Below are 11,599 nucleotides of genomic sequence, written 5' to 3' on the forward strand. Positions count from 1 at the left end.
ATCTCGCTTTCGCTCGATTCGTCGGGGCAATTTTTGGTTCACGTTTTCGTGACTTTTAGAAAAAGCAAAAGCAACTCGGAATTCGCTTCGCTCATCAGCTTTTTTTTCTCGCTACGCTCGGTTTAGGAATCCAACTTGGAAAGTTCGCACCCATACGGGATGCTCTGCCATGCAGGTGATTGATGGATAGGGAGCTTGTAATCAGGGAAAGGGATGGGCAAATTTTCTCAGTTCGCTCGTAGACACTCGCTCTGTTTAGCGACTCATGCCACGAGATTTCATTTTAGGAGCTTGTTGCTGTGCTTTGAGCTGTTGTTCTTGTCTGAGTTTCATCTGTTGTTCTGCTTTGATCTCATCCACACATTTTTTAATGACTTGATAGGATGGGTATAGAGTCTGGTATTGCTTGGCTTTGGCCGGATGTTGTTGTTGGTACTGCTTCCAGGCATGTTCTTTGAATTTTTCATTTTCCAATAAATCCTTCACACCATGTTTTTTCTGGTGTTCATGCTGACCTTTCAGTTTTTTGTGTTCTTGGTAAATCGCATCACGTTGGGCTTCCCAGGCTTTTTTTCCAAACAGTAAGGGTTTGTTCTGGGTTAATTCGTTGTGTTGATCGACCAGGCTTTGCAATTTGTCATGACTTTGCTTGAGTCCGCTTTTCACGATCTCCTGGGCAAGGTGCTGATTGAACTCGTTTTGATGTTTGTGGTGCTTGGTCAGGTTTATTTCGGCTTGTTTGAGATTGCGCTGCATAAAATCCAGGTCTAGATTCGCGTCTTTTGCGCTGATTTCGCGATTTAGCACTTTACCAAGGGTTTCCCTCTGTTTTTCCTCAAATAGGGCTTTTTCGTCAATTGGTGACGTTTTAGCGCTATTTTTGATTTGGGTCTGCTGTTCAGTTTTCAGTGTGCTGAGTTTTATCTCATTTTCAGCAATCAGCAGATCCATATTTTTGCCGTATTGCAGCTGCGCCTGATTTCTCTGTTTGATTTCATCATTACTACGGCTGATTTCGGTCTCAATCCCTTTTCGGCGCAGTTCGGTGACTTTCGGTCCTTCGTGCAGGGTGGCTTCCAGGCCATTCTCCTGGTCTTTGTAGCTGCGGTGGTCGACTCGGGCGGTGTATCCGGCTAGATCCAGGTGCATATTGCAGATATCGGCAAAGTGTTCGCGCCAGTGCTCGATTTCTCCACTGTGTTTCTGATCGAGTTTCCGGGTTTTCTCTGTAAAACCTTCTGGCGTAAGTTTACGTGTGCTCATTAGGATATGGGCGTGATAATTGCGCTCATCACTGCCGGATCCGGTATGCGGTGCATGAATACAGGCATCGACTGCTACCTGATGTCTTTCCACGATGCTGGCACATAATTCTTCGAGCATGGCCAGACGTTGTTCCTGGTTCAGTTCACTTGGAAAGGCAATTTCAAATTCCCTGGCGACTGTCGAGTTTTTTCGGGTTTCCCGTTGTTCAACTTCGTTCCAGAGTTTTTCTCGATTCTTTAAATGCTCTGGTGCGCCTTCGGGTAAATAAATTTCTTTGTATTCCACACCGGTTTTTCGGCTGTAGTCATGTTCTCGGCCTTCACGTTCACAATAGATCTTTTCACCTGCCCGATAGGCAATCGCAGCAGTGGCGGAACGTCCTGCTGATCGTGCTACGGTTTTGACTGAAAAGTGGTAAATCGCCATGCCTGTTTTTCGCTTTTAAATTTTCACGTAGTGAAATACAACCGTGAATACGGTTGTCGGGGTATTGGGGAGACCCCAATCGTACTTGTAAACGAAGTTTGCATAAGTGCCTCTTCGAGGAAAACATTACTATACATATAGCACCTTGAATGCAGATTCAAGTGCGCTTATGTTAGGGATGGTTTCCCAAGATGATGGTATTGGATTAATGAGCGTTACTGAAACACTAGACAGCAAAATCAAAGCACAGGAAGAAAAGCTAAAGCAGTTAAAGGCTCAAAGACAGGCAGCACTAGCAAGAGAACGTGCTAAAGAGAAAGAACAGGCAAGAAAGAACGATACCAGACGTAAGATTTTAATCGGATCCTGCATGTTAAAAATTACCGAAGATGATGAACAGGCTAGAGCCAAATTAATTACACAAATGGATAAGTATTTAACAGACGAACGTGATCGAAAATTGTTTAATTTACCCCTTCAATAGAAATTAATTCACCTGAAATAACGCATCAATAGGAATGTAATATGAGACTTCTGATTGCTTTGCTTTTTCCCTGGCTGCTATTTTTTACTATTGGCAGACCATTCGCAGGAATGATGTGTTTATTTCTTCAGATTACGATTCTAGGTTGGATCCCAGCTGCGATCTGGGCGGTCTATGCTTTGTCGGAATACAAGACTGATCAGAAAATTAAAAGAACAATTCGCTCATCATAAATAGTGTAATTGTGTGATTTTTAGATCTGATTGATTTTGTGATTTCCATCACACTTACCCATAAGTGAATGATCAGATTGTGAAGATTATTTGAGCAATAAGTGATCTAATAAGTCTTATAACAATAATTATAAAACTCCAGAGGTAAAGAAATTAATCCTCTAATTCTTAGTTAGAAAAATAATTAAAACAAGAATTAGAGGATTTCATTTTTTATCGAGTTCACTCTATTTTTTGCCATAAAGCTCCTATCCAATATGGGTATGGGGCTATTTTTTTGACTTCGTATAAGAGATTTTATGTTAAATAGCCCTAGATCGAGGGGCTATTTGGGGCTTACACAGGTCTTTCGTATAAGCTGTATTATGTTAATTTTAAATATTCAAGAGGAGTAAAAAATGGAAGAGTGGTCAGAATATATGAAAAATGAGGTACAAGAACTACAAAAAAAACTTGCTCAAATCGATTTAATAATGGAACCCAAAAAGTCTAATAAAAATGGTTTTTTGGAAATATTGTTGGTCAAACTAAAAAATATAAAAATTAAGATGTATCAAGAACGTTCTCATAATTTGCCACATATACATATCGACTATAACAACAAAATTCATGCTGCAAGCTATGCAATACAAACCGGAGTAAAAATTGAAGGTAGTATAAGTAAAAAATATGATAGAGAAATTTTAAACTGGATTTTAAAGAATCAAGATAATTTAATAAAAATATGGGAATTACTTAAAAAAGGTAATGATCCAGAAATAGTAATAGGAAAATTAGTTTAATAATCACTATTTGAATAAATTTCCTATTTAGCATAATGGTGATTATACTAATTTTTAAAATTATTTAATTTCCATATATTTATTAATAACTTAAGGGTCCTAATCATATGGGTTTTATTATTTTTATAATATGTATATTCGTAATTTTTTTAATTTTTAAAAATTTTATCAAAAATAAAGTAAATTTAAAATCAGCTAGAGAAGACCTAGCCCATATAGATGTTAATTCTGGTAATGCCAGACCCCCATCTTGGATACAGAACCAACATAAAGTACAAGAATTCTATGCTATACTTTCAGCGCTATGTAATTCCAGAGGAATACCAAAGTCATTGTTAGACACATTCCTTAATGATAAAAATACGGCCGAAATTCTTTTACGTTATGCTGGTGCTCTAGAAACTAGAGGAGCATCTTTTAGTGACCAAGCAATTGCAGTTGCTGATAAAATTCAAAATATGTGTAGATTAACTTAATCACAGAAAGAGTATTTCATTAGTTTTTTTAGCCATTTATGAATTTGTTGAATAAACCTACTATTAAAGGTTTATTCAACAAAATTGTTTTAGATGCTATCCACAGAATTTCTCTCTATCTCGACCTCTAATATTATGAAAGATCTTTTATTATTTCGTTATCTTCGCTAAAAATAGTTTCATTTTTAGAAGACATCCAATCAAGACATCTTCTTGCTCTTTCTGAGTTAAATCCATTTGCAGCTAGAGAATACCATTCGGTAGCTTTAGCTAAATTTTTAGGTAAAACATCGCCTTTATAATATAAATCGCCTAATATCTCTTGAGATCTAACATCACCTTGTAACCCGACACGAATCAATAATTTCTCAGCCAAAACTAAATCTTTAGACGTATTATTTCGACCTGTTAGATAATTTATTCCTTTTTCTCTATCTTCCTCTATTTCAATAGATGTTAGTTGCTTAAAGTAGTCGAACTTTTTACCTATTTTTATTAAATATCTATCATATAACTTAGCGAAAACGAATGCATATTGTTCGTGTAAAGGCTTATTTGAAATACTTGGATTATCTTCTAATAGAGTAATTAATGCTGTATTCAATTCCTTAGCAGAAACATCTTTAAGTACTTCATCTAGAAATTCAATGGGAATATTATAAATTTTATTTGCATAGTGTGTAGCCTTCATTAACATATTTGAATCAATCTTATTTTTTGATGAAAATAAATTAGATAAAAAACCCATAACTGCTCCAATTTAAATATTATTACAGACTTAATTATAAAAAATTATACAATAAAGTCTTTCCCTAATTTTTAATATAAAATCTCTTATGCGAATTCTAGCCCTGCATAGGGCTAGATATAGCGATTAGACCCAATTCTCTAGCTTTAGACCATCAATCCGTTCAAATTCTTTTGTATTGTTCGTGACCAATACAACATCCAACGCCAAGGCATGAGCAGCGATCAGCATATCTAAGCTGCCAATCGGTTTACCTGTCGATTGAAGATCCTGGCGTAATTTAGCGTAATGCCAAATTGCTTGTTCATCGTAAGGTAGGATATCTAATGGTGACAAAAATTTATTTAAAGCTTGTTTATTACGTTCAGATCTAGATTTCTCCACACCAAAAGCTAGCTCCGATGCCGTGATACTTGAAATCGCAAGCTGGCCGAGTTGGTATTGCTTAAACCGTTCAAAAACGTGTTGAGGCTTATTGTTGATTACATAGATACAAATATTTGTGTCTAAGAGGTAAATCATTTGAACTCCTCACGGAACTGTTCACCTTGATCAGCACGTTCTAACTGGAATCCAGACTCGAATTCGTTAACTGCTTCCAGCATGACATCCCAAGGATTATCAATTGGCATCAATAACACACCACGTCCGAAGCTTTTGATAGCGACCTCAGTACCATTAAAACGAAAGGCTTTAGGCAAGCGAACAGCCTGACTGCGGCCAGTTTGAAATACTTTCGCAATTTCCATATTCAGCTCCTAGTATTATGATATGTATCATAGGTATATATCATATCATTAAAGCATAGAGTGTCAAAGTTGCATTAAAATAATAAGACAATAAAAAACCCCAGCATCCTGCCGGGGTTTCTCATATTGGGTTGCTAGGTATGACTCCTGTCTTACCTCACGCTCCTGGTGCGATCTTTCTTATTCTTGTTGTTTGGAACATCCTGTTCTCTATGACTTCATCATAGGAAAATTCACCTATCCTGGATAGCCGCAAAGGGCCGAGTTTTATGTGAGCCAAAGCGTACAAAATAGCCTAAATTTTATCCACAAAAAATGTGGATAATTTTAAGCATTCAAGCATTGATAAAATTAAAAAATCGCAAAATCGACTACTTTTTAAACAAAATCATTGGCAAGAACTATCAAAAACGATCATAAAAAAGCCGACTTGTTTCCAAGTCGGCTTTTCGGGTTTGCGTCCCAAATTGCTTATAGCATAACTTTTTGAAATATAACACTATTTATTTTGCATTTCGTATAACCGCCATTATGTTAAATGGATGGCATTTGGGAGATATTATTTATTCTTTCAATAGGCAGAAACTTGCAGAATTTTTCTTAATTTGTAATCCTTTCGGCTAAGGGTGTCTAGCGTAGCTAAGACAGGTATTAGTTATAGTCGGGCCGCTATAATACGGATGACGAGTGCCTGTATGTTTAACCTAAATATCTTTAATAAGATCTCTAGCGAAGTATTGACCATCAAAAATGATCTTGAGCTGAATTCTGAAAATCAACTGATAACTAAGTATAAGACTTCTACTTCTGAAGATTATAAACAGGCTATTGTTTTGATTTTTAAAGAACGTGGCTATACACGTTTGGAAATAGGTCAATTACTTAGGGAGCCAAAAGCTTCATAAAATACCGATTAAACAAAGCTTGGATATAACATCCAGGCTTTATAAAAAAGTACCTAGCTGTTACCCTTGTCCTGATTTTTTTACTCTAAACCTTCTTTCATCTTATGACACTTACGCCACCTTAAGTTTATTTACCGTCTTAAATCTGTAAATAACTCATCACTGTCTAGTGATGTGGTGTAGTCGCTTGTGTGTTGTATATATCACATCACTAGCCTATCTGAAAAATTAAAAAACAGGCTATGTTTATGTTGTCTAATGTCCGAGAACAGTGGTTCTCTAACATCCGTGGGGATGTACTTGCTGGATTAGTCGTCGGTCTTGCACTCATCCCTGAAGCCATCGCATTTTCAATTATTGCAGGTGTAGATCCTAAAGTCGGTCTATACGCATCTTTCTGTATAGCCGTCGTGATTTCTTTCGTAGGCGGTCGTCCAGCTATGATTTCAGCAGCTACAGGGGCTATGGCACTGCTCATGGTTACTTTGGTCAAAGAGCATGGGCTTGAATACCTGCTTGCAGCAACAATTTTGACGGGTGTAATTCAAATAATGGCTGGCTATTTAAAGCTCGCCAAGTTAATGCGATTTGTATCTAAATCTGTGGTTATTGGATTCGTAAATGCGTTAGCAATTTTAATTTTTATGGCTCAGCTGCCTGAACTGATTAATGTGACCTGGCATGTATATGCTTTAGTTGCTTTAGGTTTGGCGATTATTTATCTCTTCCCTATGATTCCCAAATTAGGAAAATTATTGCCTTCTCCACTTGTCTGCATCATTGCAATCACATTACTGGCAATTGCTCTAGGAATTGATGTAAGAACTGTGGGTGATATGGGATCGTTACCTGACACACTTCCAATGTTCTTGATTCCAAATATTCCTTTGAATATTGAAACATTGATGATTATTTTGCCTTATTCAGTCGCACTGGCGGCTGTAGGTTTACTTGAATCGATGATGACAGCAACCATCGTGGATGAAATGACAGATACACCAAGTGATAAATTCCAAGAATGTAAAGGACAAGGTATCGCGAATATTGCTTCTGGCTTTATGGGGGGGATGGCCGGTTGTGCCATGATTGGTCAATCCATGATTAACGTGAAATCGGGTGGTCTTACACGCTTATCAACATTCTCTGCGGGTATTTTTCTTCTTATTCTGGTTGTATTTATCAGCGATTGGCTCAAAGTGATTCCAATGGCTGCATTGGTAGCGGTAATGATCATGGTCTCTATCAGTACCTTTGAATGGAGTTCTGTCACTCAGTTAAAAGATAATCCTAAGAGCAGTAATATCGTCATGATTGCGACTGTGATTGTAGTTGTTGCTACGCATAACCTGGCTTTGGGTGTGTTAACAGGCGTATTACTTTCAGCTTTGTTCCTAGCGAATAAACTTGAAAATGATATCCAAGTAATAGCATCTTTTGAAGGAACAGCCCGTTTATATGATTTGAGAGGTCAGATCTTCTTTAGTTCTTCTGAAAAATTCATGCAAGGGTTTGACTTTAAAGAGGATGTAAAGGATGTGATTATTGATTTGACCCATTCTCACATTTGGGATGTAACATCAGTCGCCATGCTTGATTCTGTTGTAAATAAATTCCAAAAGAATAGTGTGAATGTCACTGTGCGTGGCTTAAATGAAGCCAGCTCTATCATGATTGATAAGTATGGAACACATGCCAGAATCTAAGTGCAGGAGATTTTACGTTTATGTAGAATCTCTAAAATTAACATAATACACCTTATACGAAATGCGTTATAATTCTCTTGAAAATTCAACGCTGTAGTTTCTAGTTGATAGCCCGAACATCCCTGTTCGGGCTTTTTTTGTGATTTTTCACGTTCCACGCCTATTATTTAAGCAATGTTTCACGACTTTATTCAGTTTTAATAAACATCATCCGGTTTTTTGAGGAGTCATTATTTCATGTGCTTGCACTGAAATTGGCTCATCAAAAAAGTGGAGTCCTGGTTAACCGTAAGGAAGGAAAAAACGACTCAGGAAGCCCCTCTTTTTAGGTGTAGGCTCAATATGTTCTGGAACAGGGATGCGTTTGTTCTCTGGAGTAGTCAATCCGTCATAGTTCGATTCAGTCTGTGGCCGAGAATCTGTTGCTATATCCTGTTCAGATTCATGATCGGTAAACGTAGTCATATTGGCTTTTGGAGTTTCCAGTAAGCGCTGCATGGCCTCAATCTGCTCTTGATAAAACGATTCACGTTCTAATGATTGATTTTCTCTCTGTATTGCCTGATTTAATTGTTTTTCCAGCATGTCAACTTGACGTTTTAGCAAGTCAACTTCTGTTAAGTTATGCCTACTAGTTGATTGACTTTGGTTGACACTAGAATTGCTTTTTTGTGGTTCCCCAAAAACTCTCAAGGCTTCTGAAAAGTCAATTAATCCATCCGATCCTTTTGATAAATTTCCTTTCTTTATATGGGCATATACAGCTTGTCTTGAATATCCATATAATTTCGCTAGTTCTGAAACTGACAGTTTTTTCATTATGTAAACCAGTTTTCAAATAGTGTTAATAGTTGATTGTTAACTTTACTATGTCAATTGACATCATTCATTGAAAGCCGACTTTTCGAAGTAATGGCATAAATTCTTTTAATTTATTTGGCTCTTGCAGCATGGTTACAATCCGAGCAGCAAACTGTTCATAGCTTTCATTACCTTGTGAAAGTTTAGCCATCTCAGGAAGTTCTGATAATTTACTAGCAAATAAATATCGTTGTGCATCAGTCAAATTGATTTTTAGCTCTTTGTCCTGACTAATGTCATTGGCTGTATTTGTTGCTGACTTTTTCTGTTTGAAGCTAAATGAAAAGCCCGTAATGGATCTGCCGGTTTTATGTTGTTCAACTTTGACATTAATATCGGTATGTTCATTTACTTGCTTTAATGCAATGTCTAAAACATATTTCTTAAAATCGTACATCCTTTTGTATTCAGTCTCGAGTACACCTATTTTTTGTCTGAAATCGTAGATAGTTATAAGAGGCGTTTTTCCGGTACTACGCCACGCAATCAATATTTCATATAAGCGAACAGCATAAGCACTCGTTAAATTGCTTATTTGCTGTATCTCATACTTTGTAAATTGTTCTTCTAATCGAGTTATTAAAGGCACAATAGCTGGAGCAAAAATAAGTCTAACGACAGCCTCATTATCAATATAAGCAACCTCGCTTACCCATCTTGACTTGTGATTAATGACATTACCTTTTTCACTAAGACTTTGATAACTGAATTGTCTTGCAAATAGGTCATCGCAAGCATCTTTTAAGGCTTGATAAGCAGTATTTCGATGTACACCAAATTGATTGATATAACTTTCAGCATGAACTGTTAATGGATCATTAGCATTTATCCCTTTACCTGATTCCCTGGCTTCAACGATAGCTAAAAGAATTAATCGTTGTTCTACTAGATCAAGGTTATAACTAGCATTAATTAAAGCGTTATCTTTGACAATTAGTTCGGTTTTCATATGAAAAATTTATATTTTTAAGTCAATAAGACGAGGTTATATTATCAACTCGCTTAATGCAAGGTAAACCTCGTTTTAATGCAAGGTAAACCTCGTTTTAATGCAAGGTAAACCTCGTTTTAATGCAAGGTAAACCTCGTTTTATAATCTCTCAAAGCCTTATAAATTCAGGTTTACAGGCTATCTAAAAGCATTTAAAAGCTTAAAAATAATTAAAAGCATATTTCATGAAAAATTGCCCTTGGTTTTCGCTCCGCTCAAACTCTATTGAATCTCGCTTTCGCTCGATTCGTCGGGGCAATTTTTGGTTCACGTTTTCGTGACTTTTAGAAAAAGCAAAAGCAACTCGGAATTCGCTTCGCTCATCAGCTTTTTTTTCTCGCTACGCTCGGTTTAGGAATCCAACTTGGAAAGTTCGCACCCATACGGGATGCTCTGCCATGCAGGTGATTGATGGATAGGGAGCTTGTAATCAGGGAAAGGGATGGGCAAATTTTCTCAGTTCGCTCGTAGACACTCGCTCTGTTTAGCGACTCATGCCACGAGATTTCATTTTAGGAGCTTGTTGCTGTGCTTTGAGCTGTTGTTCTTGTCTGAGTTTCATCTGTTGTTCTGCTTTGATCTCATCCACACATTTTTTAATGACTTGATAGGATGGGTATAGAGTCTGGTATTGCTTGGCTTTGGCCGGATGTTGTTGTTGGTACTGCTTCCAGGCATGTTCTTTGAATTTTTCATTTTCCAATAAATCCTTCACACCATGTTTTTTCTGGTGTTCATGCTGACCTTTCAGTTTTTTGTGTTCTTGGTAAATCGCATCACGTTGGGCTTCCCAGGCTTTTTTTCCAAACAGTAAGGGTTTGTTCTGGGTTAATTCGTTGTGTTGATCGACCAGGCTTTGCAATTTGTCATGACTTTGCTTGAGTCCGCTTTTCACGATCTCCTGGGCAAGGTGCTGATTGAACTCGTTTTGATGTTTGTGGTGCTTGGTCAGGTTTATTTCGGCTTGTTTGAGATTGCGCTGCATAAAATCCAGGTCTAGATTCGCGTCTTTTGCGCTGATTTCGCGATTTAGCACTTTACCAAGGGTTTCCCTCTGTTTTTCCTCAAATAGGGCTTTTTCGTCAATTGGTGACGTTTTAGCGCTATTTTTGATTTGGGTCTGCTGTTCAGTTTTCAGTGTGCTGAGTTTTATCTCATTTTCAGCAATCAGCAGATCCATATTTTTGCCGTATTGCAGCTGCGCCTGATTTCTCTGTTTGATTTCATCATTACTACGGCTGATTTCGGTCTCAATCCCTTTTCGGCGCAGTTCGGTGACTTTCGGTCCTTCGTGCAGGGTGGCTTCCAGGCCATTCTCCTGGTCTTTGTAGCTGCGGTGGTCGACTCGGGCGGTGTATCCGGCTAGATCCAGGTGCATATTGCAGATATCGGCAAAGTGTTCGCGCCAGTGCTCGATTTCTCCACTGTGTTTCTGATCGAGTTTCCGGGTTTTCTCTGTAAAACCTTCTGGCGTAAGTTTACGTGTGCTCATTAGGATATGGGCGTGATAATTGCGCTCATCACTGCCGGATCCGGTATGCGGTGCATGAATACAGGCATCGACTGCTACCTGATGTCTTTCCACGATGCTGGCACATAATTCTTCGAGCATGGCCAGACGTTGTTCCTGGTTCAGTTCACTTGGAAAGGCAATTTCAAATTCCCTGGCGACTGTCGAGTTTTTTCGGGTTTCCCGTTGTTCAACTTCGTTCCAGAGTTTTTCTCGATTCTTTAAATGCTCTGGTGCGCCTTCGGGTAAATAAATTTCTTTGTATTCCACACCGGTTTTTCGGCTGTAGTCATGTTCTCGGCCTTCACGTTCACAATAGATCTTTTCACCTGCCCGATAGGCAATCGCAGCAGTGGCGGAACGTCCTGCTGATCGTGCTACGGTTTTGACTGAAAAGTGGTAAATCGCCATGCCTGTTTTTCGCTTTTAAATTTTCACGTAGTGAAATACAACCGTGAATACGGT

13 protein-coding genes are annotated in these 11,599 nt (G+C 38.0%); 6 read left to right on the forward strand and 7 right to left on the reverse strand.

Going from position 1 to position 11,599, the window contains the following annotated elements; all coding sequences use genetic code 11:
* Positions 1-255 precede the first annotated feature (255 nt).
* Entirely contained in the window at positions 256-1,692 is a 1,437-nt protein-coding gene (gene mobQ / locus F893_RS00095) for a MobQ family relaxase (protein WP_005249148.1), read from the reverse strand.
* A gap of 208 nt (positions 1,693-1,900) precedes the next feature.
* On the opposite strand from mobQ (F893_RS00095), the gene F893_RS00100 reads away from it, so the two are divergent.
* The 4 genes from F893_RS00100 (at position 1,901) to F893_RS00115 (ending at position 3,667) form a co-directional block, all read left to right on the forward strand.
* On the forward strand, positions 1,901-2,176 hold the full coding sequence (locus tag F893_RS00100) for a mobilization protein (protein ID WP_155757254.1): 276 nt from the start codon (positions 1,901-1,903) through the stop codon (positions 2,174-2,176).
* 41 nt (positions 2,177-2,217) lie between these two features.
* On the forward strand, positions 2,218-2,409 hold the full coding sequence (locus tag F893_RS00105; protein WP_005249151.1) for a YqaE/Pmp3 family membrane protein: 192 nt from the start codon (positions 2,218-2,220) through the stop codon (positions 2,407-2,409).
* A gap of 398 nt (positions 2,410-2,807) precedes the next feature.
* Positions 2,808-3,191 carry a DUF4160 domain-containing protein gene (locus F893_RS00110; protein WP_004282074.1) on the forward strand — a complete coding sequence of 128 codons (384 nt, stop codon included), beginning with the start codon at positions 2,808-2,810 and terminating at the stop codon, positions 3,189-3,191.
* Between the two features lie 107 nt (positions 3,192-3,298).
* Entirely contained in the window at positions 3,299-3,667 is a 369-nt protein-coding gene (locus F893_RS00115; RefSeq protein WP_004282075.1) for a hypothetical protein, read from the forward strand.
* 133 nt (positions 3,668-3,800) lie between these two features.
* Here the strand turns inward: F893_RS00115 and F893_RS00120 are convergent, their stop codons facing one another.
* From F893_RS00120 to F893_RS00130, 3 genes are all read right to left on the reverse strand, one after another.
* A complete protein-coding gene (locus F893_RS00120; RefSeq protein WP_004282076.1) occupies positions 3,801-4,415 on the reverse strand; it encodes a tetratricopeptide repeat protein in 615 nt (204 codons plus the stop codon).
* Positions 4,416-4,541: 126 nt separating this feature from the next.
* Positions 4,542-4,937, reverse strand: coding sequence for a type II toxin-antitoxin system tRNA(fMet)-specific endonuclease VapC (gene vapC / locus F893_RS00125; RefSeq protein ID WP_004282077.1), 396 nt, complete (start codon positions 4,935-4,937; stop codon positions 4,542-4,544).
* The gene (locus F893_RS00130; protein WP_004282079.1) at positions 4,934-5,164 is read right to left on the reverse strand and encodes an antitoxin; all 231 of its coding nucleotides are present in this window, start codon (positions 5,162-5,164) and stop codon (positions 4,934-4,936) included. The genes vapC and F893_RS00130 overlap by 4 nt, the downstream gene beginning before the upstream one ends.
* A gap of 695 nt (positions 5,165-5,859) precedes the next feature.
* Between F893_RS00130 and F893_RS00135 the strand changes: the two genes are divergently transcribed.
* Positions 5,860-6,069, forward strand: a complete 210-nt coding sequence (locus F893_RS00135; RefSeq protein ID WP_005249157.1) for a hypothetical protein — start codon at positions 5,860-5,862, stop codon at positions 6,067-6,069.
* Between the two features lie 248 nt (positions 6,070-6,317).
* Complete coding sequence (locus tag F893_RS00140) at positions 6,318-7,772, forward strand: SulP family inorganic anion transporter (protein ID WP_005249159.1); 1,455 nt, start codon at positions 6,318-6,320, stop codon at positions 7,770-7,772.
* Between the two features lie 282 nt (positions 7,773-8,054).
* Here F893_RS00140 and F893_RS00145 read toward each other — a convergent pair whose 3' ends face one another.
* From F893_RS00145 to mobQ (F893_RS00155), 3 genes are all read right to left on the reverse strand, one after another.
* Positions 8,055-8,591: a plasmid replication DNA-binding protein gene (locus tag F893_RS00145; protein WP_005249161.1), complete on the reverse strand. Its 537-nt coding sequence runs from the start codon at positions 8,589-8,591 to the stop codon at positions 8,055-8,057.
* A gap of 67 nt (positions 8,592-8,658) precedes the next feature.
* Complete coding sequence (repM, locus tag F893_RS00150; RefSeq protein ID WP_004282204.1) at positions 8,659-9,582, reverse strand: replication initiation protein RepM; 924 nt, start codon at positions 9,580-9,582, stop codon at positions 8,659-8,661.
* A gap of 526 nt (positions 9,583-10,108) precedes the next feature.
* A complete protein-coding gene (gene mobQ, locus F893_RS00155) occupies positions 10,109-11,545 on the reverse strand; it encodes a MobQ family relaxase (RefSeq protein ID WP_005249148.1) in 1,437 nt (478 codons plus the stop codon).
* Positions 11,546-11,599 lie beyond the last annotated feature (54 nt).

Origin of the sequence: Acinetobacter sp. CIP 102136 (assembly GCF_000369685.1) — a bacterium.
GTDB lineage: Bacteria > Pseudomonadota > Gammaproteobacteria > Pseudomonadales > Moraxellaceae > Acinetobacter > Acinetobacter fasciculus.